Annotated in this window: 21 protein-coding genes and 5 tRNA genes; 18 read left to right on the top strand and 8 right to left on the bottom strand. The window is 69.4% G+C overall.

What is annotated here, in order from left to right; genetic code table 11:
• Window positions 1–106: 106 nt before the first annotated feature.
• The 3 genes from ACFYL4_RS22985 (at window position 107) to ACFYL4_RS22975 (ending at window position 3123) form a co-directional block, all read left to right on the top strand.
• Window positions 107–1720, top strand: a complete 1614-nt coding sequence (locus tag ACFYL4_RS22985) for a serine/threonine protein kinase (protein ID WP_387520842.1) — start codon at window positions 107–109, stop codon at window positions 1718–1720.
• A gap of 438 nt (window positions 1721–2158) precedes the next feature.
• Window positions 2159–2845 (top strand): hypothetical protein, encoded by a 687-nt coding sequence (locus ACFYL4_RS22980; RefSeq protein WP_387520840.1) that lies wholly within the window; start codon window positions 2159–2161, stop codon window positions 2843–2845.
• A gap of 116 nt (window positions 2846–2961) precedes the next feature.
• A complete protein-coding gene (locus tag ACFYL4_RS22975; RefSeq protein WP_357759290.1) occupies window positions 2962–3123 on the top strand; it encodes a hypothetical protein in 162 nt (53 codons plus the stop codon).
• Window positions 3124–3225: 102 nt separating this feature from the next.
• Here the strand turns inward: ACFYL4_RS22975 and thrS are convergent, their stop codons facing one another.
• The gene (thrS, locus tag ACFYL4_RS22970) at window positions 3226–5202 is read right to left on the bottom strand and encodes a threonine--tRNA ligase (RefSeq protein WP_387520837.1); all 1977 of its coding nucleotides are present in this window, start codon (window positions 5200–5202) and stop codon (window positions 3226–3228) included.
• 554 nt (window positions 5203–5756) lie between these two features.
• Between thrS and ACFYL4_RS22965 the strand changes: the two genes are divergently transcribed.
• On the top strand, window positions 5757–6062 hold the full coding sequence (locus tag ACFYL4_RS22965) for a PGPGW domain-containing protein (protein ID WP_387520835.1): 306 nt from the start codon (window positions 5757–5759) through the stop codon (window positions 6060–6062).
• 129 nt (window positions 6063–6191) lie between these two features.
• On the opposite strand, the gene ACFYL4_RS22960 is transcribed toward ACFYL4_RS22965, so the two are convergent.
• Window positions 6192–6265, bottom strand: a tRNA-Val gene (locus tag ACFYL4_RS22960).
• A 479-nt stretch (window positions 6266–6744) separates the two neighbouring features.
• Here ACFYL4_RS22960 and ACFYL4_RS22955 point away from each other — a divergent pair.
• A complete protein-coding gene (locus tag ACFYL4_RS22955; protein WP_357759281.1) occupies window positions 6745–7167 on the top strand; it encodes an SsgA family sporulation/cell division regulator in 423 nt (140 codons plus the stop codon).
• Between the two features lie 107 nt (window positions 7168–7274).
• Here ACFYL4_RS22955 and ACFYL4_RS22950 read toward each other — a convergent pair whose 3' ends face one another.
• On the bottom strand, window positions 7275–8117 hold the full coding sequence (locus tag ACFYL4_RS22950; RefSeq protein ID WP_387520831.1) for an aminotransferase class IV: 843 nt from the start codon (window positions 8115–8117) through the stop codon (window positions 7275–7277).
• A gap of 399 nt (window positions 8118–8516) precedes the next feature.
• On the opposite strand from ACFYL4_RS22950, the gene ACFYL4_RS22945 reads away from it, so the two are divergent.
• The 5 genes from ACFYL4_RS22945 to ACFYL4_RS22925 all read left to right on the top strand — a co-directional run bounded on the left by ACFYL4_RS22945 (window position 8517) and on the right by ACFYL4_RS22925 (window position 9540).
• Window positions 8517–8948, top strand: a complete 432-nt coding sequence (locus tag ACFYL4_RS22945; protein WP_357759277.1) for a roadblock/LC7 domain-containing protein — start codon at window positions 8517–8519, stop codon at window positions 8946–8948.
• Window positions 8949–9107: 159 nt separating this feature from the next.
• Window positions 9108–9180 (top strand) — tRNA-Gly (locus ACFYL4_RS22940).
• Window positions 9181–9250: 70 nt separating this feature from the next.
• Window positions 9251–9323, top strand: a tRNA-Gly gene (locus ACFYL4_RS22935).
• A gap of 48 nt (window positions 9324–9371) precedes the next feature.
• Window positions 9372–9446 (top strand) — tRNA-Cys (locus ACFYL4_RS22930).
• A 20-nt stretch (window positions 9447–9466) separates the two neighbouring features.
• Window positions 9467–9540, top strand: a tRNA-Val gene (locus tag ACFYL4_RS22925).
• Between the two features lie 50 nt (window positions 9541–9590).
• On the opposite strand, the gene ACFYL4_RS22920 is transcribed toward ACFYL4_RS22925, so the two are convergent.
• The 5 genes from ACFYL4_RS22920 to ACFYL4_RS22900 are packed head-to-tail and all read right to left on the bottom strand — an operon-like array spanning window position 9591 to window position 14122.
• The gene (locus ACFYL4_RS22920) at window positions 9591–10850 is read right to left on the bottom strand and encodes a tyrosine-type recombinase/integrase (RefSeq protein WP_387520829.1); all 1260 of its coding nucleotides are present in this window, start codon (window positions 10848–10850) and stop codon (window positions 9591–9593) included.
• 26 nt (window positions 10851–10876) lie between these two features.
• Window positions 10877–11185, bottom strand: a complete 309-nt coding sequence (locus ACFYL4_RS22915) for a helix-turn-helix domain-containing protein (RefSeq protein WP_387520826.1) — start codon at window positions 11183–11185, stop codon at window positions 10877–10879.
• Window positions 11182–12339, bottom strand: a complete 1158-nt coding sequence (locus ACFYL4_RS22910) for a DNA cytosine methyltransferase (RefSeq protein WP_387521006.1) — start codon at window positions 12337–12339, stop codon at window positions 11182–11184. Before ACFYL4_RS22910 ends, ACFYL4_RS22915 begins: the two co-directional genes overlap by 4 nt.
• A 50-nt stretch (window positions 12340–12389) precedes the next feature.
• Window positions 12390–13268 (bottom strand): hypothetical protein, encoded by an 879-nt coding sequence (locus ACFYL4_RS22905; RefSeq protein WP_387520824.1) that lies wholly within the window; start codon window positions 13266–13268, stop codon window positions 12390–12392.
• Window positions 13265–14122 carry a hypothetical protein gene (locus ACFYL4_RS22900; protein ID WP_387520821.1) on the bottom strand — a complete coding sequence of 286 codons (858 nt, stop codon included), beginning with the start codon at window positions 14120–14122 and terminating at the stop codon, window positions 13265–13267. The genes ACFYL4_RS22905 and ACFYL4_RS22900 overlap by 4 nt, the downstream gene beginning before the upstream one ends.
• A 291-nt stretch (window positions 14123–14413) precedes the next feature.
• On the opposite strand from ACFYL4_RS22900, the gene ACFYL4_RS22895 reads away from it, so the two are divergent.
• The 8 genes from ACFYL4_RS22895 to ACFYL4_RS22860 all read left to right on the top strand — a co-directional run bounded on the left by ACFYL4_RS22895 (window position 14414) and on the right by ACFYL4_RS22860 (window position 24163).
• Window positions 14414–15151, top strand: a complete 738-nt coding sequence (locus tag ACFYL4_RS22895; RefSeq protein ID WP_387520819.1) for a hypothetical protein — start codon at window positions 14414–14416, stop codon at window positions 15149–15151.
• Between the two features lie 194 nt (window positions 15152–15345).
• Window positions 15346–15699 (top strand): pilin, encoded by a 354-nt coding sequence (locus ACFYL4_RS22890; protein ID WP_387521003.1) that lies wholly within the window; start codon window positions 15346–15348, stop codon window positions 15697–15699.
• 175 nt (window positions 15700–15874) lie between these two features.
• The gene (locus ACFYL4_RS22885; RefSeq protein ID WP_387520816.1) at window positions 15875–17137 is read left to right on the top strand and encodes a hypothetical protein; all 1263 of its coding nucleotides are present in this window, start codon (window positions 15875–15877) and stop codon (window positions 17135–17137) included.
• Entirely contained in the window at window positions 17138–18067 is a 930-nt protein-coding gene (locus tag ACFYL4_RS22880) for a PrgI family protein (protein ID WP_387520813.1), read from the top strand.
• A gap of 1 nt (window position 18068) precedes the next feature.
• Window positions 18069–19877 carry a VirB4 family type IV secretion system protein gene (locus tag ACFYL4_RS22875; protein WP_387520810.1) on the top strand — a complete coding sequence of 603 codons (1809 nt, stop codon included), beginning with the start codon at window positions 18069–18071 and terminating at the stop codon, window positions 19875–19877.
• The gene (locus ACFYL4_RS22870) at window positions 19874–22192 is read left to right on the top strand and encodes a type IV secretory system conjugative DNA transfer family protein (protein ID WP_387520807.1); all 2319 of its coding nucleotides are present in this window, start codon (window positions 19874–19876) and stop codon (window positions 22190–22192) included. The genes ACFYL4_RS22875 and ACFYL4_RS22870 overlap by 4 nt, the downstream gene beginning before the upstream one ends.
• 17 nt (window positions 22193–22209) lie before the next feature.
• Window positions 22210–23094, top strand: coding sequence for a replication-relaxation family protein (locus ACFYL4_RS22865; protein ID WP_387520805.1), 885 nt, complete (start codon window positions 22210–22212; stop codon window positions 23092–23094).
• Window positions 23087–24163 carry a C40 family peptidase gene (locus tag ACFYL4_RS22860; protein ID WP_387520802.1) on the top strand — a complete coding sequence of 359 codons (1077 nt, stop codon included), beginning with the start codon at window positions 23087–23089 and terminating at the stop codon, window positions 24161–24163. The genes ACFYL4_RS22865 and ACFYL4_RS22860 overlap by 8 nt, the downstream gene beginning before the upstream one ends.
• Window positions 24164–24653 lie beyond the last annotated feature (490 nt).

The raw sequence follows: 24653 nt of genomic DNA, 5'->3' as shown, positions 1-24653 counted from the left end.
TTCGGGGCCCCCGCGCGTCCACCGTGCGAGGGCCCCTCCTCCTGTCGGCACGTCACGACGGGGGCGGCCCCACCTCCCGACCCCCGACCCTCGCGAGGTCCCGTCCGTGTCCCCTTCCGATCCGCCTCCCCGCCCCGGCCCGGGCGGACGGCGTCTGCGGCGACGATCCGCCGGAGGCGCGGACGCCTCCCCCCTGGGCGCGCACGACCCCCGCCGACTGGGCCCGCACCGGCTGCTCGGGCGCCTCGGCTCCGGCGGGATGGGCACCGTCTACCTGGGACGGACCCGGTTCGGCGGGCTGGTCGCGGTCAAGGCCGTGCACCCGGAGCTGGCCGACGAACCCGAGTTCCGCGCGAACTTCGCCCGCGAGGTCGAGTCCCTGCGCCGCGTACGCAGCCGCTTCGTGCCACGGTTCGTCGCCGCCTCCCCCCGGTCCGCCATCCCCTGGCTGGCCACCTCCTACGTGGACGGGCCCACCCTCAGGGAACGGGTGAGGGCGGGCGGCCCCCTGCGCGGCGGCGCCCTGACGGAGCTGGCCGCCGGGACGGCCGCCGCGCTGGCCGACATCCACGCCGCCGGGGTCGTCCACCGCGACCTCAAGCCGAGCAACGTGATCCTCTGCCCCGACGGCCCGAGGGTGCTGGACTTCGGGATCGCCCGCCCCCTGGACGGTTCCGTCCGCACCGGCGGCGGGGACACCCTGGGCACCCCCGGATGGATCGCCCCCGAGCGCCTTCACGGGGCGCCCGCCACCACCGCCTCGGACGTGTTCTCCTGGGGTCAGCTCACCGTCTACGCGGCCAGCGGCCGCCACCCCTTCGGACGGGGAGACGCGCGGAGCGTGCTCCACCGGATGCTGCGCGGCCAGGCCGATGTGAGCGGGGTGCCCGCGGCTCTGCTGCCCCTGGTGCTCGCGGCCCTGAGCCCCCGTCCGGACCACCGTCCCGACGCCCGGACCGTCCTGCGCGCGCTCGGCGTCACCGGAGCCGCCGCCGTGACCCGCGCGACGCGCGACGCGCGGTCGTTCACCGCCGCCCCGGTCGGCGGGGCCTCCCGGCACCGCAGGGTCCTGCGCAGGGGCGCCGCCGTGCTGGCGGCCGCCGCCGTCGTCACCGCGGGCGGGGCCGTGGGGGCGCGGCACGGCTCGGACGTGGTCCCGGAGCGGATCTCGATGTACGGCGCGGGCGAGGTCACACCCTCCCTCGGCGACGTCGTGCCCGGGCCCGCTGACTGGCCGCCTCCCGAGGCACGGGAGACGGCGACCGCCGCCGGGCGTTCCAGCGGGGTGAGGGCCGGGGGCGGGGAGCCGGAGGCGGGGTCCCGGGCACGGGAGGACTGGGCCGAGTTCGTCCTGGGCGGGTCGGCCCCCGACGGCGCCACGGTCCGGCTCTCCCCTCCTGAGCGATCCGCCGTCGGCGTCCTGGTCTTCCGTGGCGAGTACGACCCGGGCCCCGCGTCCCCGTACCCGCGGGGGTTCGTCGGAGCGCGGTTCTCCGTGGTCACCGAGGAGCGGGAACGCGACGCCGTCCGTCCCTCCGGTAGGGAGGACGGAGCCGGCCGGATTCACTTCACCGTGGGGTTCGAGGACGCTCCGGACTCCGGTCTGCTGGTCGTGCACGAGCACGGGTACGGCCGTGGCTGGCGCACGGCCCCGGCCGTTGGCGTCTGCTACGGCGGGGCCGACGCGGCGTTCTCCGTCGACTACTCACGGTGCACGTGAGGGTCCGCGTCGCCTTCCGCCGACCTTCGTCACCGACGTCGTCGGGTTGGCCGCTTCCGGACACCCCCGCGCGGTGCTCCCGGCGCTCCCGGGCCGCCGCGGGGGAACGAACGCGCACGCCCGCGCATCGCCTCGGCCGTGCCCGCACCCTCGACACGGGCGGCCTTCGCGCCCCTTCGGGACACCCTCTCGCCGTGGTTCCGACCGCCGCCCGCGCCGGGGCCCGGGCGAGGATCGGGCGGCCGATCACACGGAGTAGGCGAGCCGGGGCGCAGAGCAGCCCCGCTTCCGAGGGGTGACAAGGGCGGACGATGAGCCCAGAATGGACGCACGGCCGGTGCGGGCCCCCTGATCTCCGGGCTCGCGGAGACCCGGCCCGCCACGGCGGGCCGCAACGGTCCCCGGCCCCGTCATTTTCCCCACCGGAGGAGACACCGGATGGAAGGCGCACTGTCCCTGATCGCCCTGGTCGCCGTGGTGGTGTCGGCAGGGACGATCACGGTGGCCGCGCACTTTCGCAAGGAACGGGTCGCCGAGCTCCAGGGCTGGGCACGCGCACACGGCTGGCACTACACCGAGCACCACCCGCGCCCCCTGGAGGAGGCGACCCTCCCGGACGCGCTCCAGGGCCGGAACCCGCGCGTACGGCACGTGCTCACCGGCAGGCGCGGCACACACCTGGTCACCATGTTCGAACTCACCCACGCCGCCCCGAACGCGCGACGCGGCGCGGACGGCCCCCGGCGCACCCACCGTGTCGTGGCCGTCCGCACCCCCGGCCTCGGCGCCGACCTGGAGATCCGCCGACGCGACCTGGCACGCAGCGTGTCCCTGGACGCCAGCGGCGGACCCGAGGAGGTCAGCCGGTCGTTCGACGAGGCCTTCCACACGAACGGTACCGACGCCGGCTTCACCAACGCCGTCCTGGACCACGCCACCGTGTCCTGGCTGCTGTCGGACTGCCGGTCCCGTTCCCTTCCGGTGCGCTTCACCGGCGGCCACGCGATGACCTGGACAGCCCTGCGTCTGGACCCCGACCACGCCCTGGCCGCCGCCGACTACCTGACGGCCCTGGTCGACCGGGTCCCCTCCCGGGCCTGGGCGCACGACACCGCCGGTTCCTGAACCCGACCGCTCCACCGCGACCGGATCGACGGTGCGCGTCGTCCGGGCGTCCCCTCCTGTCGGGACGGGCCGATAAAATCCGGGATACCCCAACGCACACAAGGGAGCTGCACCCCATGAGTGATCCCAACGCCACGCACCGCATCTCGCGCGCGGACCTGTTCCGCGACGACGAGGAGGAGACCGCTCCGGACCCCAACGCCACCGCGAGGATCTCCCGCGAGGACCTGTTCAAGGACGACCGGGCCCCGGAGAACGGCCCGCGTGAGCGCGACTGAACCGAGCTTCCCCGCCACGGCGGAGCGCCCGCCCCCACCGGGGGACGGGCGCTCCTGCCGTCTCGCGGGCACACGGCGCCCCCGTGGGGACGCCCGCCGACCCTAGGGGCGACGCTCGCGGACGGCGGCGACGATCTCCGCCACCGCCTCGTCCACCGGCACACCGTTGTTCTGGGAGCCGTCCCGGTAGCGGAACGACACCGCGTCCTTGCTGATGTCCTCGTCACCGGCCAGCAGCATGAACGGCACCTTCTGCTTCTGGGCGTTGCGGATCTTCTTCTGCATCCGGTCGTCGCTGGCGTCGACCTCGACCCGGATGCCCTCGGCCCGGAGCCTGGCCGCGACCTCCTGGAGGTAGGGCACGTGCTCGTCGGCGATCGGGATGCCCACCGCCTGGACCGGGGCCAGCCACGCCGGGAACGCGCCCGCGTAGTGCTCCAACAGGACCGCGAAGAACCGCTCGATGGAGCCGAAGAGGGCGCGGTGGATCATCACCGGGCGCTGACGGGTGCCGTCCGCCGCGGTGTACTCCAGGTCGAACCGCTCGGGCAGGTTGAAGTCCAGCTGGATGGTGGACATCTGCCAGGTGCGGCCGATGGCGTCCTTGGCCTGCACGGAGATCTTGGGCCCGTAGAAGGCGGCGCCACCCGGGTCCAGGACCAGCTCCAGGCCCTGCTTCTCCGCGGCCCGGCGCAGGGTGTCGGTGGCCTCCTCCCAGCTGGCGTCGTCACCGACGTACTTCTCCGGGTCCTTGGTGGACAGCTCCAGGTAGAAGTCCTCCAGGCCGTAGTCGCGCAGCAGCTCCAGCACGAAGGTGAGCAGCGAGTCGAGCTCGTCGGCCATCTGCTCGCGGGTGCAGTAGATGTGCGCGTCGTCCTGGGTGAAGCCCCGGGCGCGGGTCAGGCCGTGCACCACGCCGGACTTCTCGTACCGGTAGACGGTGCCGAACTCGAACATGCGCAGCGGCAGCTCCCGGTAGGAGCGCCCGCGCGCGTCGAAGATCAGGTTGTGCATCGGGCAGTTCATCGGCTTCAGGTAGTAGTCCTGTCCGCCGTCGAGCTGCATGGGGGGGTACATGCCCTCCGCGTACCAGTCCAGGTGCCCGGACTTCTCGAACAGGGCGCTCTTGGTGGCGTGCGGCGAGTAGACGAACTCGTAGCCGCTCTCCTCGTGGCGCTTGCGCGAGTAGTCCTCCATCACCCGGCGGATGATGCCGCCACGGGGGTGGAAGACGGCCAGGCCGGAACCGATCTCGTCCGGGATGGAGAAGAGGTCGAGCTCGGAGCCCAGCTTGCGGTGGTCGCGCTTCTCGGCCTCCTCCAGGAAGGCCAGGTACTCCTTGAGCCGGTCCTTGGTCTCCCAGGCGGTGCCGTAGACGCGCTGGAGCTGCGGGTTGGTCTCCTTGCCGCGCCAGTAGGCGGCGGCGGTGCGCATGAGCTTGAAGGCCGGGATCACCTTGGTGGTCGGGATGTGCGGTCCGCGGCACAGGTCCTTCCAGCACAGCTCGCCGGTGCGCGGGTGGACGTTGTCGTAGATGGTGAGCTCGCCCGCGCCGACCTCGGCGGAGGCGCCCTCGGCGGCCTCGGCCGCACCGCCCTTGAGGCCGATCAGTTCCAGCTTGTAGGGCTCGGTGGCCAGCTCGGCGCGGGCGTCGTCGTCGGAGACGGCCCTGCGGTCGAAGCGCTGCCCCTGCTTGATGATCTGCTGCATCTTCTTCTCGATGCTCTTGAGATCGGCGGGGGTGAAGGGCTCGGCAACGTCGAAGTCGTAGTAGAAGCCGTTCTCGACGGGCGGTCCGATGCCCAGCTTGGCCTCGGGGAAGAGCTCCTGGACGGCCTGGGCGAGGACGTGCGCGGTGGAGTGGCGCAGGATCGCCCGCCCCTCCTCGGAGTCGATGGCGACCGGCTCGACGGTGTCGCCGTCGGCGAGCACCCAGGCCAGGTCGCGGGGCTCACCGTTGACCAGGGCGGCGATCACGATCCTGCCGTCCGCCTCCAGCGCCTGGCCCGCGGTGGTCGTGGCCGCCACCGCACGCGGGGTTCCGGCGAGGGTGATGTGCAGCTCAGACGCGGCGGACACGGTGACTCCTAGGGATTACGTCGATGTCGTGGATGCGATCCGCCCCCGCGGTGCACCGGGGCTGGGTCTCGCTCCCCCGATGCTATCGGCTCCGGGATGGGGGTGCCCCTGGTTGTCCACAGGCGCGGCACCGGCCGGGGAACGGAGCGCGGGAAAGGACGGATCAGGGAGGAACCCCCGTGATTCGGTCGTGGAATTCGGCCGCTCCGATCGGCGTCGACCCACAGACCAGCGTGGCCGCTCGAACCCCTCTGACGAGCCCGAATCCGCTCGGCACAGGAGGATCTGTCATGGATCATCACTTTTTCAGGGTTTCTCCAGCGCCTCCGCAGGAACCATTGATCCCTTCCTTGAGATCAGTGACAATCAGCAGACATCCGATCATGGCGACCAACCCCGACCCGAAAGCACCAGTCTCATCGACCGAATACTGTGAGCGCATGTCACCGAGCCCACCGAGCGGGCCACCGGCCCCGGAGACATCCCCCACTCGCCATGCCCGAGTACGGCGGTGGAGGCGCCTGCGCGCACGGCTCCGCCTGTTCCGTAGACGCATGCACACCCATCCGGCCCTGCACCTGCCCTGGCGCGTCCTGGTCGGGACCGTCGGCACCGTCGTGGCCCTGGCCGGGGTGGTCATGCTGGTCGTCCCCGGACCGGGGGTGGCCTCGATCTTCCTCGGGCTCCTCATCCTCAGCACCGAGTTCCGCTGGGCGCACCGCCTGCTCCGGCCCGCGCGCGTGTGGACCCGGCGCGGGGAGAGGTGGGCCCTGCGGACCAGGGACCAGTTCCTCGAACGCCGCCGCGAGCGCGCGGCCGCACGCGCCGCACGCCGAGGACGCCCCGCTCCCCCGGACTGACCACGGCGGGCCCGCTCCGGCGGCCTCCGCAGACCCCGGGCGGACGCGCGCGTTGCCCGAACTTGACCCGACGCGACACGAAGAAGAGGAGCCCGGTTCGTGCGATACGAACCGGGCTCCTCCACGAGGTGGGCGATACTGGACTCGAACCAGTGACCTCATCGGTGTGAACGATGCGCTCTAGCCAACTGAGCTAATCGCCCCTCTGGGCTGGTGCCCCGTCCGGCCTCGTCGGCCTGACAAGAAAAACTCTAGCGCACGTTCGGGGGTGCTCGACGCACACAAACCCGCCCAGCGAACGCAAAGGTACGTGATCGAGGTCACATATGCTGGTCAACGGGTTCCCATGGGGCTCCCCCGTCAGCGATGATCCCCGCAGTGAGTAGGAGTTCCAGTCCCCGTGAACCCTCCCGCAGCGACCGCGGAACGACCTCCGCGTGACGCGGGCCACTCAACATGGGGAAATCTTTGGTTTCCCCTGGTCATTACAGTGACGAAGGATCGTGGTGCCGCCAGGCGGCGCGCTGACCCCGCTGGGCGGGCAGCGAGATCTCCGGTCCCACCGACCAAGAAAGTTTCCGTACTCACGTCATAGTCCGCGGGCGTCCGCGTTGGAGCGAGTGAGGCGGCAACCGGCCCGCGCCCCAGGACTCTGGGCCGGACGAGAAAAGGTTTGGCGAACATGAACAGTAGCGACACCACTGCCACCGCCGAGCTGGGCCTGCGACTCGTGGTCCCGGAGCGCACCGCGGTTCCCCTGGTCGCGCGACTCGACTACAGCGCTGACGACCCGTACGCGATCCGCGTCGCGTTCCACACCGGCGAGGACAACCCCGTCGAGTGGATCTTCGCTCGCGAACTCCTCACCGTGGGCATCGTCCGCCCCGTCGGCGAGGGCGACGTCCGCGTGTGGCCCTCCAAGGACGAGAGCGGCGACCGCTCGGTCAGCATCGCGCTGTCCTCGCCCTTCGGCCAGGCCGAGTTCGACACCCAGGTGTCCCCGCTGGCGGAGTTCCTCCACCGCACCTACGAGATCGTCCCCGCCGGCCAGGAGGGCCAGTTCGTGGACCTCGACGACGAGATCCAGCAGCACCTCCACTCCTAGGCCGCCGCACCGCGAGGACGACAGAGGGAGGGGACGGCGCTCCGGCGCCGTCCCCTCCCTCTGTCGCACCCCCTCCGCCGCCCCGGAGGCGCGGACCGAGGACCCGGTCAGGGGTCGATGTCGGCGGCGGAGCGCTCGGCGAAGACCGCCATCGCCTCACGGGTGACCGGCCCCGGTTCCGTCGACACCTTCTGGTCGTCGATGGTCAGGATCGCCTGGACGTCGCGCCCGGTGGAGGTCAGGAAGGCCTCGCTGATCTCGGGGAGCCGCTCCATGGGAACGTCCTCCTCCTCGCCGCCGTACCACTCCAGCACCAGCTCCCTGGTGACGCCCGCCAGCGGACCGGCCGACAGCGGAGGCGTGACCAGCCTGCCGTCGAGCACCACGAAGACGTTGCTGCCGGTGCCCTCGCACAGGTTGCCCGAGACGTTGCGGAAGACCGCCTCGCTGGCGCCCCGCTCACTCGCGTAGGCGAGCGCGCGCACGTTGTCCGCGTAGGACGTGGTCTTCAGCCCGGCCAGGGCCCCGAACTCGTTGCGCGGCCACGGCGCGAGGGCCACGTCCGTGGTGGTGGGGATGGGCGGGAAGGGGCCCATCGCCACGATGGCGGTCTGCTCTCCCTGCCCGCGGGCCGAGCCCAGCGGCCCGTTCCCGTCCGTGACGGTGATGCGTACCCGGGCGTCGGTCAGCTCGGGGTTCGCGGCGATCGCCCGGGCGACGCCGTCGGCGACCAGGTCGAGGTCGGGCTCGTCCATCCCCAGCCCCCGGGCGGAGCGGGCCAGCCGCCTCAGGTGCCGGGTGAGCGCGAAGGGTTCGCCGTGCTGGGCCCGCACCGTCTCGAAGACGCCGTCGCCCACGGTGATCCCGTGGTCGGCCACGGGAATCCTCGCGTCCTTCTCCTCCAGTACGGCGCCGCGCCCGTACCCGGCGCCCGCGATCCACACCCTCATGTCCAACCCCCGCGTTCTCTCGGCCCCTGGTCGGGGCGGTGACACCCCGAATCCTGCCACCTCCGCACCGGGTCCCGCCTGGTGAACCCCGGTGCCGCCCTACCGGCCGGGGCCGCGCCCTGGCAAGTCCCCTGTCCGGCACCGGCCGCCGGTCCGGTACGCCGACGGGTTTTTCCAGCACGTCCTCGCAGGTCAGAATGGATGTCACGACAGGGTGGACCACCCGGAACCGGCGGCGCGCACGGGACAGATAAGTTACGAATGACTATCATCTGGGCAACGCTTATGCGGGACCGGTAGCCGCCTCCCCCAGCCGCCTCCCCTGCCGGTACACGCGGAGCCCTCGCGGGACGCGCGTGCCCCTCGCCCACGACCGCACCAGACACAGCGAAGAGAGACATGACCCCACCGAGCACCGCCCGCGGCGAACTCAGCTGGCTGCTGGACGACCTCCTCACCCGCGCCTCGGGCACCCAACACGCCATCGTCCTGTCCACGGACGGGCTCCTCATGGCCACCTCCAGCGGGCTGGACCGGCCCGCCGCCGAACACCTGTCGGCGATCGCCTCGGGGCTGCACAGCCTCGCCGGGGGCGCCAGCAAGCAGTTCTCCGCCGGGGGCATCCGCCAGAGCATCATCGAGATGGACCGGGCCTTCCTCTTCGTGGCCGCCGCGGGCGAGGGCGCGTGCATGGCGCTGATGTCGGACGCCGACAGCGACGTGGGCCTGATCGCCTACGAGATGAACAAGGTGATCGAACGGGTCGGGCAGTACCTGTCCGCGCCTCCGCGCCCCGACATGCCCTCCACCCCCGCGCACGTGGAGAAGTAGTTCCTGCCGCCGCGGCGGGCCGCACCGGCCTGCCTCGGCAGGGGCGGGAACCCCCGCACGGAACCGATTTCGCACTTCCCCGCAACTTCCGCTAGAGTTCTTAACGCAGCGAGGGACGCGGCACCGGGAAGCCCCGGAGGCCACGGACACACTCGCCGCGCGGACGTGGCTCAGCTGGTAGAGCATCACCTTGCCAAGGTGAGGGTCGCGGGTTCGAATCCCGTCGTCCGCTCGAACGATTCGCCTTGCGCCTCCTCGGATGGCACAATCGGATCGGCTTCGGGGCACCACCCCGGGCACACGCGGACGTGGCTCAGCTGGTAGAGCATCACCTTGCCAAGGTGAGGGTCGCGGGTTCGAATCCCGTCGTCCGCTCGGAGAAAGGCACGCATGGGTGCCACGCGGCTCCCCCGTGCTTTGCAGGCCGGAGTGGCCGAGTGGTTGAGGCAAGGGACTGCAAATCCCTGCACACGGGTTCGATTCCCGTCTCCGGCTCCACGCGCAGCACATTTCCATAGGGGCGATTAGCTCAGTTGGCTAGAGCACTACCTCGACACGGTAGGGGTCACAGGTTCGAGTCCTGTATCGCCCACAAGCAGCACCGCAGGTCAGAGAGTTATCTGGCTGTAGCGGCGAAGATGATCATCCCGCCTTGGGAGATATCTGGGAGATCAACTTCGAAGCGGGTTCCTTCGGGAGCCCGCTTTCGCTGTTTCCACGGTAGTGCTCTTCGAGGATCGGCGCCATACCGAACAACCGGTCCCGCTCCCCGTAGGTGAGAGCGTCCACACTCCGCATCCACCGGGTCTCGGTCACCGTGAGTACGCTCTTCTTCATCTCGTCGGTCACCATCTCGTAGACGCGCTTCATCCCCGGGATGGTGTGCCCCAACCTCGCGGCCCTGGCCACTTCGGGGATCCCCTCCTCGGCCAGCCCGGTCCGATGCGAGCGCCGTCCCGCGTCAGTGAACGTGACCCCCGGAACCAGAGCGGGACGCAGCCACTGCGACTCGCTGGTGTGGTCGCCGTCCCACGCGGGCCGCCAGAACCGCTGCCGGAAGTTCCCGCGCCGCAACAGCCCACCTTGGGGACCGGTGAACAGGTAGGGGTGTTCGCTGGCCCCGATCAGATCGGTGTACAGCAGGTCCAGGAACGGGGGCAGCTGAATCCACCGCCGGCTGGAAGGGGTCTTGGGCTTCTTGGCCACCTCCAACGTCCCGTTGGCCTCGCGAAGAGGCGTACGCACCGGGATGGCGTGGTTGACCTCGTCGTAGTCGTGCGGCTGGAGAACGACCAGTTCGGACCAGCGTGCGCCGGTGTAGTGGGCCATCAGCGTCAACACGAACCCGGCGTGGCCGAAGGTGTGGCCCAGCCGCATCGCGGCCCGCAGAGCCTGGCTGGGGGACGCGACCTGACGCTCGGCCATGTACTCCCCCGAGATCACCCGCACACCGCGTGCGGGGTTGGCCGGGATCTTACGGTCCTGGACGGCCACTTCCAGGATCGTCGAGAAGTAGGCGAAGACCGAGGCCACCGACGGTTCGGCGAGGTCCTCGTGCAGATCCGCCACCCATCCCTTGAGCTCCTGGGAATCGGTCAGGATCGCTCCCAAGGGCCAGTCCTGCCACTGGGGCAGGATGTGCCGGTCCAGGTAGCAGCGGTACTTGGCCGCGGTGTTGATCGCCAGCTTCGCTTTGGAGAACACCTGCTCCGCGAGCGTGCCGAACTTCTCCTTGGCGTGCTTGGAGTCGATGTAGGTGCCCCGGCGGATGTCCGACTCCTGGTCATGCCCCCAGCCCAGGGCCGCCTTCTTGGTCTCGAACCCGGACTCAGAAGCCCAATCGCCGTTGGGCTTCTTGTACTTGACCCGCCACTTCTTTCCTCGCTGTTCTGCGTACGCCATGCGTACGAACTCCTTGCCTCTTGGGGTTACTCGGTTCGCCTCCGGGGGCGGGAAGACGGTCCGGTCAAGGGCTCTCGGCGACCGTCATGGATGATCTGCGCCAGATCCTGGGCACTGAACCGCAGGTGCTTGCCGATGAAGGTGAAGGGCACCTGGCGTGCGGTGGCCTTCTTGCGGAGCCAGGACTCGGGAACCTTGAGCTTCTCCGCGGCCTGGGCCGGAGTGAACAGCTCCAGCGGTGCGGATTCCCCGGAGGAACTCGCATCGTAGGTAGAGCTCAGCCGCTCAGGAACCTGTTCGCGGTAGCTGTTGGTAGGTCGCTGCCGTTCACTCATCCGGCACTCCCCCAGTTGCCGCAAGTGCCACGGCAACACCGCAGGATGCCGCTGGGATGACGGACCGTGCAACAGCGACCGTGCCGCTGGAAAACACCGTGAGCCTCGTCGTCCAGCAGGTGCCGCACGGCAACGGTCGCCTGCTGTGGCACCACCCCGTTGCCGAGAGCCTGAAGCTGAGCTCGACGCGGCATGCCGAGTTCCGGGTCGGTGACCCAGCCTTCGGGGAGTCCCATCATCCACTCGACCAGTTCGGCACTCAGTCGGGGTTGTCCCCGGGTGCCGACTTCGGTCGGCGCCGGTGCCGGTCGTCCGAGCACCCTCTCCCACTGCCGGATCGCGGGTTCGTAGTCTCCCCACGCGTACGCGAACGGCGCCGGGGTGTGCTGTCGTTGCCGGTGTGGGTACCGATGGCCGCGGAGGGCAGCGTGGGGTGCCCGCTTGAACTTCTCTGCCGCGGGCTGCCTTTGGTGGCATCGCTGGCCAGGGGTGTGGGCAGCAACCTTCCGGGGGTGCGTTTGCGGGCTCTGGTGTGCGCAGTGCGGGTGCGTGCGGACGCGGGCGTGTGGGGCGGATGGCACAGAACATCGCCCACCCGCACCTGTCGCTTCTGCCGCGTACGCAGATGCGGATCTGACGAGCCCCGTGCCCCGTCGCTGGCGCACGGGGTGGGCAACAACGAAGATGCGCTCGCGCTGGTGGGGCGCGCCAATGTCGGAGGCGCGTACGCAACGCCAGTGTGCGTCATACCCCGTGCGGGCCAGGTCTGCGAGTACGCGGTCGAAGCCTCGCCCGCGCCATCGGAGGGCGGCCACGTTCTCCAGCACGAGGAGTGATGGTCGTAGATAGCGAACGGCGTCCATGACCCGGAACCAGACACCAGAACGTTCTCCTTTCTCGATTCCAGCGCCTACCCCAGCCGCACTGACGTCCTGGCAGGGAAAACCGGCGGTGATCACGTCGACTTGTTCCACCTGCGACCAGCGCACGGCGGACAGGTCTCCGAGGTTGGGGACGTTGGGGAAGCGGTGGGTGAGTAGCTTGCGGATGTGGGGGTCGTGGTCGGCGACCCAGGCCAGGCGTGCGGTACCGCCTAGTGCTGCGGCAACGCCCATGTCCAGGCCCGCGTAGCCCGTGCACAGCGATCCGATCACCGTGTGCAGCTCCGTGGTCGGGGTGGTGTTCTGCGGCAGCGTTGTAGCAGTCACTGCCCCTCACCGCCAAGTGCCGGATCGGGGGCGGCATCGCCGCGGCAGGACCAGGGTGAGCACCCTTCCGGTTCGGAGCCGTTGTCGATGCCGAGGTCGGCTTCGGCCAGGGGTTGTCGGGAGGAGTGGAGGTAGTAGGTGCCGCGCAGCGGCATGCCGCGCTTTGCCGCTGCGGGGTGGCCGTGCCGGATCGCGGCATCGAAGTCGGCGGCGTCCTCGAACTCCGCCGGTTCTGTTGCTCGCAGTTCAGCCCAGGAGGTGTTGGAGCGGTAGGGGCATCCGATGCACGCTGAGCGCAGGGTGTGGCCCCATCCGTGGGCGCTCAGGTAGGCGCGACAGTCCCTGCGGGTCCACCCCAGGTCCAGCAGCGGGAAGACGTTGCGCAGGTAGCGGACGTCGGCGTCCTTGGCGCGGTGGACCTCGTCCACGCTGATGCCGATGGCCTGGGTGGCGTAGACACCCGAGGGGACGCGGGTGGGGTGGGGGAAGCCCAGCAGACGCCGGGCTTCGCGCTTGAGAGGGCGAACCTTGTACTCGGAAGTGCATTGCCTTCTGGCCATACCTCGCTGCCCCTGGGGGCCTCGCACGAACAGCGGCATCGAGGCGAACCGATGCCGTTCATCCAGGGCGTCGTCGCGTATGTTGCCCGCGCTGACACGGAGCATGGGGATGCCTGCTTCGGCTGCGGTGCGCTCCAGACACTCCAGGTGTCGGTAGACGCTGCGGGGTTCCCATCCGGTGTCGGCGAACAGGGCGTAGTCGAAGGGTTCGATGGCGCCTTGGGCTGCGAGTAGGAACAGGGTGGTGGACTGGACCCCCGCCCCGAGGGAGAGCAGGCGCAAGGTCGGCGCAGTGGTCGTTGTGGTGGTGCTCATCGGTTGCTGCCCCTCTGCTCCGAGTTGCCGTGACCGTTGCCGCGGCGCGTCCACGGCGTGCAGCCACTGGGCTCCGCCTCGCCGGGCTCGGTCAGGTCGACCTGGTCCAGGGGGACGCGATCGGGGTGGAGGAAGAACTGCGTGCCGGGCGGCATGCCGCGCCGTGCCGGGCTGGGGTGGCCATGCCTCAGGGTGGTGTCCACGGCAACCGCTTCGGCGAACGCTGCCGGTGCGTCCTCGCGCAACTGCCGCCAGGCTCTGTTGGAGCGCAGCGGGCAGGCGATGCATGCCAGGTCGAGTTCTGCGGGGAGTTCGTGGTGGGCCAGGAATGCCGCACAGTCGCTGCGGGTCCACCCGATCTCGATTAGCGGGTGCCGGACGCGGACGTAGCGCGGACCGGTCGACGGCGGCGCCTGCGGCTGGCCGAGGGCGGTGCCGGTGGCGCACTCGGCCACAATCCCGTCGGGGACCGGCCTAGGGCGCGGATACCCGAGCAGCTGACGCACGACGCCGGTCAGGGCGAAGCTTTGGCGGCGAGCGCACCCGTGTGGCAACCGCCCTCGAACTCCGTCAGGGGTGAGGGTGAACAGCGGCAACGGCAACACTGTGCCGTCGAGGGCGGCCTGGACCGTGTCGCCGGTCTGGGCCAGGTTCCAGTCCATACCTGCCGCGATGGCCATCTGTCGCAACGCGACCAGGGGCTGGGACCGGACCAGGTTCCGGCCGATGTCGAGCGCTACGACGGCATCGAACGCGGGGATCGCCCCGTGGGCGGCCAGCACGAGCAGGGTCGTCGCCCCAGGGCTGCCATCGATCAGCAGCAGCCGTGTGCGTAGTGGTGGGTGGTGAGTCATCGGTGGGTGGTCGGCTGGGTGTCGAACGCCTCACTATCAAAAGGAACGAGATGGCGTTTTTCGCTCATTGCCCTGGTGAGCGGCGTACGCACCACGTACGCACCGGATCGAACCGTTGGTCCGCTCCTTGCACTTGATGACGGTCAAAGCGTGTGCACATAACGCACCTGAGCCGTTTGCGTGAGCAGATATAACGCAGCTTATGAGCAGAACACTACGCGGATCAACTGCTCATTTTCTGCGAATCCAGTCGTGCTTCATGGGACTCCCCGAACGAGATGGGAGTTCGACATGGAGTCCACCGATCAGCCATTCGATATATTGCGGCGCACGCTCACTCTGCTCACCACCGGGCCCGGCCAACCCACTCTGCCCACCGCTTCAGTGAAGGGTGTTGACGCTGCTGAGCTGACCGCCTCTCAGGTCCTGGAGCGGCTGCGCAAGGGGCCGCAGAATCAGACCGATGAGCTCTGGCACCGGGTGTTCGCCCACGCACGTGCTGGCGAGTCCACGTGGACGGTCATCGCTGCCGGGGCGATGCTTGGCCCCATGGTGACCGCGTGCGCACGGTATGCGCGTGTGCCCGCGCACCAGATCCCGGATGTGGAGGGTGAGCTGCTCACCGCACTGTTGGAGCAGGTGCGGTCCATCCCGGCTGGTGTGATCGATGTGCAGCATCGGCTGTGGTCGGCGGTGACCAACACGGCCAACCGGTACTGCTACCGCCAGGTGCGCGAAGCGAGCGCGTTGGCGGCCGGGGATCAGAGCATGGTCGCCGTGGCCCGTAGGAGCGGGCGGGGTCCGGTCACGGTGTTGGCCGAGGCTGTCTCCGCGAGGGCGGTGACCCCGGTGGAGGCGGACTTGGTAGCGCGGACTCGCTTGGAGGGCGCGCCGTTGAGGCAGGTCGCCCAGGATCTGCGCCTGTCCTACATCACCGCGCGTCGGTGGCGTAAGGCTGCCGAGGAGCGGCTGGCGTCGTTGCTGGTCACGGACGAATCTGAAGTGGCGATGAGCGATATCGGCACCTGAATTCCTTTTGATGGGTGAGGAGAGTTTCTCCTCCCCCGCCACAAGGGGACACTCCAGCCGGGGCGAAGAAGGTGCCGAACGCCCACCACTGAAAGCGCCATTGAGGGAAAGGAGGAGTCGGCGTCTTCGCCCCGGCCCTGGATTCGTGTGTCCCGCTGAATGTCGCGGGGTTTCACCGAATCGAGGTGACCGTGATGGAGGCAGTCAAAACCAATGTGCTCCCCGCTCTGGCTCTGGGGGCGACCGTGGGCTTGATCGTGGTGTTGGGTGAGGTCTCGCCGGCCTGGGCGCTGGCAGCCGAGGACCCCGGAGTCAGCGACCTGGACACGGTTATCACCAACATCCGCAACTGGCTCGTGGGCTTGTTGGTCGTGTTGGCCACGCTGCTGCTGACCATCGGTGGCTTGCGTTACCTGCTGGCTGGCGGTGACCCAGGCGAGGTCAACAAGGCCAAGGACACGCTGAAGTACAGCGCGATGGGGTATCTGGTCGCGATCCTCGCGCCGATCCTGGTGCAGATCCTCCGGGGTTTCGTGGGGCTCTCATGAGACCACGTCTTCGGATTGTGGTGGTGGTCCTCGGCGTCAGCGGCGGGCTCCTGTGGGCAGCCCCCGCTGAAGTCGGGGCAGCTGTCCTGCCCGCGGATCTGCCCGAAGACTCATCGGCGCCCACCCCCACCGATCCGAGGAATGCGGCCCCGTCGAATTCGGGTGCCGGGTCACTGTGGGGTTCTACCTCTGGGTGGTCAATCTCATCGCCGACGCGATCGAGTTCACGGTCACCCTGGCCGCTCTCCCAGCGCTGTCCACCCCACCGCCCACCGAGGGAGTCCGGACCATCTGGGGTGAACACCTCACCGTCGCCAACTCCTTGTACGTGCTGGTGGTCATCGTGGCCGGGGTCCTGCTGATGAGTTACCAGACCGTGCAGACCTCCGCCGGGGTCAAGGACCTGCTCCCCCGGGTAGTGCTGGGGTTCATCGCTGCGAACTCCTCGTTCTTGCTCACCGAGATGATGCGGGAGCTGGCCAACGGGATTGCGATCAACCTCCTTGACGGCGCCGCGACCATCGAGAACCTCACCGAAACCCTGGTGCGCGTCTTCGACAACCCGGCCGGGGAAGCGCTGGTCCTGTTGCTGCTGATGCTGGTGGGCTCGCTGCTCGCCTTCTTCTTCATGCTGGCGGCGATCCTGCGCATCGTGCTGTGGATCCTGCTCACCGCCGTCTCCCCCCTGGCACTGGCCTGCCACGCCCTTCCCCAAACCGAAGGGCTCGCCCGGTTGTGGTGGCGGGCCATGGGCGCGCTCATGATCATCCAGATCGGCCAGGCGGTCGTTCTGCGGCTGATGCTCGTGCTGTTCCTCTCCCGCAACGCGGCCCCGACCTTCATCGAGGCCGCCGAGAACGTGATCGACGTCCTGCTGATCATCTGCTGCATGTACGTGCTGGTGAGGATCCCGTTTTGGGCGTTCCGGCAGGTGGTCAACTACCAGAGATCGCCCCTGGTCAAGGGGACCAAACTGGTCGCCAGCTTGTTGATCTTCCGTGGTCTGGGCAAGGCCTTCGCGGCGAGGAGGGGCGCGGCCTCGGCATCGCGCGCGGCGGCCTCGCAGCACGCTCCACTCCGTTCCTCACCCCCGCCCTCGGCACCCGCAGGATCTTCCACGGGCCCAGCGCAGCGGTGGCAACAGAGCGAACTGCCCGATTTCAGCGCCCGGTTGCCGTACCGGCAGGACGCGTTGCCTGGCATCGACCGACAGATCGACCGGCGTGCACAGGCGCGTCTGCGCGAGCGGCGCCGCTACTACCAACCCGAGCTCACCCGGCCCTCGCCGCCACGCCAGGAGACGCTCCCGGGCTGGCGCGATCCGCAGCCTCGACAGGACCCGTTGCCCGGTGCACGCGACCTACCACCCCGGATCCCACTCCCCCGCCAGGACGCTCTGTTCGATCCACCCACCCCTCGTCCTCGAAGGAGGCGCTGAATGTCCCGTGTGCGTATGCCGGCCGACGTCGAACGCGAGGACAAGATCCTCGCTGGGCTCACCGCCCGCCAGCTCGCGATCATCGGGGCTCCCGGCGTGGGGCTGTGGGTCGCCTACAGCAGCCTCAATCATCTGGTGCCGCCGATCGTGTTCGTGGTCGCCGCGGTGCCGGTGATGGGCGCGGCGGTGGCCGCCGCTCTGGTCAGGCGCGACGGGCTCAGTCTGGATCGCCTTCTTCTGGCAGCTTTGAGATTCCTGCGGTCTCCCAAACGGCGCGCCACCGGAGCACCCACCGCCGACCCGCTTCCCTCATGGGTGGATGCCGCCACTCCACCGCTGCCCAGCCCGCTGGATCTGCCAGTGAAGTCGATTGCCGATGACGGAGTCGTCGATCTGGCTGAACACGGCTGCGCTGTGCTGGTGTCCTGCTCCACGGTGAGTTTCGCGCTGCGCACCCCCGCTGAACAGGCGGGGTTGGTGAACGGGTTCGCCTCCTACCTGAACTCGCTCCGCACTCCTGTGCAGCTGCTGGTGCGGGCCGAGTCCATCAAGTTGGACCCCTTGGTGGACGCCCTGGACCGAGCGGCACCGTCGATGCCGCACCCGGCACTGGAGCGCGCCGCCCGCGGCCACGCCGACTTCCTCGCCGACCTGGCCCAAACACGGGATCTGCTGCGGCGCCAGATCATCCTGGTGCTGCGCGAGAGAGGCGGCGATGCCGCCCATGCCGCGAGCACGGTACGGCGCAGGGCCGAGGACGCCGTGCGTGGACTGTGCGCCGCCGGTTCCCGGGCTCAGGTGCTCAGCGGCGGGCAGGTCGCCGCGATCCTGGCCTCCGCGGCCGATCCCTCCAGTCGCCATGTGCCTCCCGAAGGGCTCTCCAGCCCCACTTCGGGCATCACCGGTCCCGCCGCAACCGAGGAGGCCTGAGGTGTTCACCCGCACCAAGAAGAACCGCACCACGCCCGCTGATGGCGCGGGGCCGGTGGCCGCCGAGGTCGAGGTCGCGCCCCGACACCTGCGTGTAGGGGGCGGGGTGAGCGCTTCCTGGGCGGTGGCCGGCTACCCCGCCGAGGTGGGTCACGGCTGGACCGAACCGCTGCTTACCTACCCCGGCCGCCTGGACGTGTCGCTGCACATCGACCCGATCCCGCCCCAAACCGCGGCCGACCGGCTCCGGCGACAGATGTCCAAGCTAGAAGCCTCCAGCCGCACCACCGCAGAGAAGGGCAAACTCGAAGACTTCGAGGCCGAAGTCGCCGCCGAGGACGCCCGCGAGATGGCCGCTTCCCTGGCCAGGGGCGAAGGCAAGTTGTTCAGAGTCGGCCTGTACCTGACGGTGCACGCCTCCACGGAGGAATCCCTGGCCGAGGAAGTCGACCACGTCCGGTCGCTGTGTTCGTCGATGTTGTTGGACGTGCGGCCCGCTTCCTACCGCCAGCTCCAAGGGTGGATCGCCGGCCTGCCCCTGGGCGTGGATCCGCTGGACCAGCGGCGCAGTATGGACACCGCCGCGCTCTCCGCGAGCTTTCCCTTCGCCTCCCCGGACCTGGCCGTGCAGACCACCGACCGGGCGGTGCTGTACGGGCTCAACGCCAGCAGCTCGGGGGTGGTGGTGTGGGACCGGTGGTCCGGCGACAACTACAACTCTGTGACGCTGGCCCGCAGCGGCGCCGGAAAGTCGTACCAATGCAAGCTCGACCTGCTCCGGAATCTGTACGCGGGCGTGACCGCCGCCGTCATCGACCCCGAGGACGAATACACCCGCCTCGCCCACGCCGTGGGCGGCACCGTCCTTCAACTCGGGGCACCCGGAGTCCACGTGAACCCCCTCGATCTGGCAGCGGACTCCACATCGCGGCGCGACGCCGTCAGCCGACGCGCCCTGTTCCTGCACACCCTGATGGCGGTGATGCTGGGCGGTTCCTTGTCCGCCCGTCAGCGCGCCGCGCTCGATCGGGCGCTGGTGACCACCTACCGGGAAGCGGGGATCACCGGTGAGGCCTCGACCTGGTCCCGCCCGGCTCCGCTGTTGGCGGACCTGGTGGCCACCCTGGCGGCCGATGCCGACGAGCACTCCCAAGACCTCGCGGTCCAGCTCCAGCCCTACGTGTCCGGTTCCTACAACGAGCTGTTCCGGGCGCCCACGAGCCAGAGGCCAGCTGGGCACCTGGTGTCCTGGTCGCTGCGCCGGCTTCCTGACGAACTCAAGGCCGTGGGGACGCTGCTGGCGCTGGATTCGATCTGGCGCACCGTTGCGGACGCTCCCTCCCCTGACCACCCGCGCATGGTGTTGGTGGACGAGGGCTGGATCCTCATGCAGGAGCCCGAAGGGGCGAAGTTCCTGTTCCGGTTGGCGAAGGCGGCGCGGAAGCGTTGGACGGCGTTCGGTCTGGCCACGCAGGATGCGGCGGACGTGCTTGGTAGCGATCTGGGCAAGGCCATTGTGGCCAATGCGAGCACGCAGATCCTCATGCGCCAGGCCCCGCAGGCCATCGACGAGGTCGCAGCGGCCTTCAATCTCTCCGAGGGAGAGCAGCAGTATCTGCTCACCGCCGCACCGGGGGACGCGTTGCTGTGCAGCGGATCGGATCTTCGCATCGCCTACCGGGTGGTGGCCAGCGAAGCTGAGCACCAGCTGGTCACGACGAACCCCGCGGAGCTGGCCAGCGCCCGCCTCTCCGATGCCTCCCCCGAGTTCGAGGACCTGGACTCCGAGGACGGGGAGGACCTGCTGTGAGCGACTGGATCGTTGACCTGGGTGAACTGCCCTCCGCGATCGGAACCTTTGTCGTTGCCCTGGTGGCTTCCCACGGCATCGTGCTCGCCGCCGCCGCCCCGATCACCGTGCTCGGCCTGATCCTGGTCCGCCATGCTCTGGGCTGGGTGCGCCAGAGAAGGTGGCGACGCGAGGCCCGTTTGGTGGAGATCCTGCCCCCGCCCAAGAGCGACCTGTCTGGCGCTGAGGACCTGTGGCGGCAGATGCTGGGCACCCTGCGCCCCTGGTGGAAGCGCCTGATATTCGGGCAGCCGCATCTGGTGTGGGAGTACGCGATGAGCGTGCACGGGCTGCGAATCCGGATGTGGGTGCCCGGCCCCCTACCGCCCGGCATGGTGGAGCGGGCCATCACCTCCGCCTGGCCCGGTGCGTCGGCCACCACCCGCACCGTCTCCCCCGCGCCCGGCCAGCTTTTCGTGCACGGGGGCCAGGTGCGCCTGGCCCGTCCAGACCACTACCCCATCCAGCACCAGTTCGAGGAAGACCCGCTGCGGGCGCTGATCGGAGCGGCCGGGGACCTGACCGGGCAGGACCAGGTGTTAGTGCAGGTGGGGGTGCGTCCGGTCACCGGAAGGCGGTTGCGTCGCGCGAACAAGGCCGCTTCCTCCCTGCGTTATAACTACTCCCCCAACGGTGGGGTGTTCGACGCCCTCACCCCGGGCGGGCACCGCTCAGCGAACCTGCTGGCGCTGCGCCCGGAGGTGGGCCGGGAGATCCAGGCGATCCTGAACAAATCCACCCAACCCCGCCTAGAGACCCAGGTCCGGTACCTGGTGTTCTCCCCTGGCCGTGACGGTGATGCTCGCCAACGCCGTCGGGGTCGTGCGCACGCGGTAGCCGCCGCCTGGAGCGTGTTCAGCGGCCACAACTACTACCAGCGGCACCGGTTCTGGTGGCGGGCCTGGGCTCGATCCCAGCACCGCACTATGGGGTCCGGGGATCTGCTCACCGCCCGAGAGCTGGCGGCCATCGCGCATCTGCCGCTAGATGAGACCGTCCCCGGCCTTCAACGTGCTCCGGCCCGCCCGGTGCCGCCCCCACCACAGGTGGCCGTCGACCTGCCCGAGGCCCGGGTGGTGGGCACTGCCGAACACAGCGAGCGGCGCACCATCGCCCAGCGCACCGCAGACGCGCGCCAGCACACCCACATCATCGGCGGCACCGGCGTCGGCAAGACCACCCTGCTCATGGGCATGGCCCTGGACGACATCACCAAAGGCCGCGGGATCGTGTTCATCGAACCCAAAGGCGAGTCTGACCTTCTGCTGTCCCGCATGCCCGAATCAGCACTGGAGCGGGTCATCCTCATCGACCCCGATGATGACTCCCCACCCCCGAGCCTGAACGTTCTGGGCGGCACCGATCCGGTGCGCACCGCCGACATGGTCACCGGGGTGTTCTCCCGCATCTACCGCGACAACTGGGGGCCGCGCACCGACGACATCCTGCGCTCGTGCTGTCTGACCCTGGCGGCCTCCCCACAGGCCTCCCTGTCCAACGTCCCCAAGCTGCTGGAGAACGCGAGTTTCCGCAAGCGCACCACCGCCCACCTGGACGAGGACTCGGTGCTGGCCGGGTTCTGGCGCTGGTACGACAACCTCTCCGACCAGGCCCGCAGCCACGCCACAGCACCCCTGCTCAACAAACTGCGCGCAGTGTTGTTGCGCGACTTCGCCCGGGACCTACTGGCCGCCCGCCCGCGCGAGTCCCTGGACATGTCCACCCTGCTCGATGACCGGGCGGTGATCATCGCCCGCCTGCCCAAAGGCGTGGTCGGCGAGGACACCTCATCCCTGCTCGGCTCTCTGATCCTGGCCCAGACCTGGAACGGAATCCTGTCCCGGGCCCGTCAGCGCGAAGCCGACCGGGTGGACACCGGCATCTACCTGGACGAGGCCCAGAATTTCCTGACGCTCCCCTTCGGGCTGGGCGACATGCTCGCCGAAGCCCGCGCCTACCGGGCGGGCTTGACCATCGCCCATCAGGACCTGGCCCAGCTCCCTCGGGATCTGCGTGAGGCCACCAGCGCCAACGCCCGTTCGAAGGTGTTCTTCGATCTGAGTCCGGAGGACGCCCATCACCTGGGCCGGCACGTCCACCCCGAGATCACCGAACACGACCTGTCCCACCTGGACAGGTATCAGGCCGCCGCCCGACTGGTCACCAACGGCGCCCTTTCCCCCGCGTTCACCCTGCGCACCCGGCCCCTGCCACCCCTGATCCGCGGCCGGGCCACCGCCGTGCGCAAAGCCGCCCGCACCAACCGCACCCGCTAACCCCTGGAGGTTTCGTCGTGTCCGTGGAGTTCCGTCCCGACCACCGCGCCCCCATCCGCCCCCGCAGCTCCCCCGAGACCATCAAGGCCCTGGCCCGCCGACTGACCGACCGCGACCGCCGCCTCATGCGCCTCATCTGGCGCCACCGAGTCTTCACCACCGACCAGCTCGCCGCCCTGGGCTGGAACTCCTACAACACCGCCAAACAGAGGCTGGCCCTGCTCTACCAGCTGCGCGCCCTGGACCGGCTTCGGCCCTGGCAGCCGCGCGGGGGCTCGCCCTGGCACTACGTCTTGGACCAGCCCGGCGCCGAGATCCTGGCCGCCGAACAGGGACAGAGTCTGCGCGAATTCGGGTACCGGCGCGAGCGGGCGCTGGCCAACGTCACCAACACCCGGCTCACCCACACCATCGGCATCAACCAGGTCTTCACCGACCTATACGCACACGCCCGCGAGGAGAGCCATGACGCGCACCTGAGGTGGTGGACCGAGGAGGAGTGCGCCGACCTGTGGGGCGACATCGTACGCCCCGACGGCGCGGGCACCTGGACCGTGGGCGATGCATCGGTACCCTTCTTCCTGGAGTACGACAACGGCACCGAACGCCTGCGCCGGCTGTCCGCCAAGCTCGACGCTTACCACGAGCTAGCCACATCCGCGGACGTGCGCGGGATCGTGCTGTTCGTGCTTCCCACTCGGCGCCGCGAGGCCCACGTGCGCCGGGCCCTGGGCGCCTCCACCCCCGTACCGGTGGCCACCGCGCTGCGCGGCGAACACCCCGCCCAGCGAGTGTGGACGCGGCTGGACGACCACCAGCTGCGCCCCCGGGCGCTGGCGGGGCTCGTTGAGGAGGGAGCACACCAGCCGCCCCTGTTCGACTGGAGGCAGAGCGGTGGCTAGCTTCGGCTGCGCAATCGCCCTCGGGGCCGGGGTCCTGCTGGCTTCGGGCCTGGTCATCTCCCTGGCGGGCGCCGTGATGGACACCCCCGAAGCCACGGCACCGGATGAGGTCGAGGGGATCGACCCGACCTTGTTGCAGGCCTACGTGCAAGGACCCCAGTTCCTGGAGGCCCCCGAGTTCGAGCAGTGCACCGGGCTGCGCTGGCAGGTCCTGGCCGGGATCGGGTCGGTGGAGTCCGACCACGGCGCCACCAGCACGATCCACCCGGACGGCACCACCGACCCGCCGTCCGTAGGCCCCACCCTGGACGGCAGTGGTGTTGGAGACAACCTGACTCCGCACTACGACACCGACGGCGGGAAGTGGGACGGAGATGACGTCTACGACGCAGCGGTGGGAGTCACCCAGCACCTTCCGGCGAACTGGGACCGGTACGGGGTCAACGCCCGCGGTGGCACCGAAGCCGACCCGCACAACGTGTTCGACAGTGTCGCCAGCACCGCGGTCGAGCTGTGTCAGAGCGCTCAAGGCGCACCGGTCGACTTCACCGACCGTGGAGACCTGGAGAACGCCCTGTACCGCTACAACCCGGCCTGGTGGTACGTCGAGGACGTGCTAGCCGAGGTCGATCGCTACGACACCCTGCACCCCGGAACCGGCACCAGCGTGGCAGGGCCAGTCAGTCCGGAAGGGATCACCGCGGCCGAGTGGGCCCTGCAACAGGTGGGCAAACCGTACGTGTGGGGCGGCACCGGCCCCGACGGGTTCGACTGCTCCGGACTCACCCAGCAGGCCTGGGCGGCGGCTGGAGTGAGCATTCCTCGGGTCACCACAGATCAGTACACCGCAGGGGATCGCGTGAGTCTCGACGAACTCGCCCCCGGTGACCTACTGTTCTACGACACCCGCCCCTACGCCCCCGGAGACCCACCCACTCACGTGACCATGTACGTCGGCGACGGCCAGATGATCAACGCGCCTTCTACCGGGCAGGATGTGCGGGTGGAGGCTGTGGACGGTACGTTCTACGCCCCCAGGTTCATGGGAGCAGTACGCCCCTCCCCCTGACTCGGAGACACGATGTCCCCCCCAGAAACGGCGTCTCATCCCGCCCAACCCCTGGATCGACGGCTCTGACCTGCTCGGTGTTCCCGTCGTCTACGCAGGCATTTTGGGCAGCCTGTGGCTGCTGACCGACTTCCCTCTCACCGTGTACTCGGTGTTGTGGCTGGCCGGGCTGGTCGTGTGCGGGTGCGCCGTAATCGTGGGAGTGCGGTACCTGTGGCGCGTTCGTCACCGTTCACCTCGGCAGCGGTAGACCACCAGCCGCACCTCCTCACGCCGAAGTTCGCCCCCAGAACCGGGAACGGCTCTGGGGGCGAATCTGGGATCTTTCCTGCAATGCCCGCTAGGGTAGCGCGCGGGTCCGTTGGCTTGATTGTTTCGGGCCCGCTGGGGCCGGTCTTGGGTTCTAGTGGTCGTCGCAACACCCCAGTTCAAGGGGTGCTATGCACTTTCGAATCCGCGAGGACCGAACACCGCAGGGACGAACGAAGCT

The organism is Nocardiopsis sp. NPDC006938, assembly GCF_042869555.1.
GTDB lineage: Bacteria > Actinomycetota > Actinomycetes > Streptosporangiales > Streptosporangiaceae > Nocardiopsis.
The sequence above is the reverse complement of the archived record's forward strand: the minus strand, read 5'-3'. Positions and strand labels throughout refer to the sequence as shown.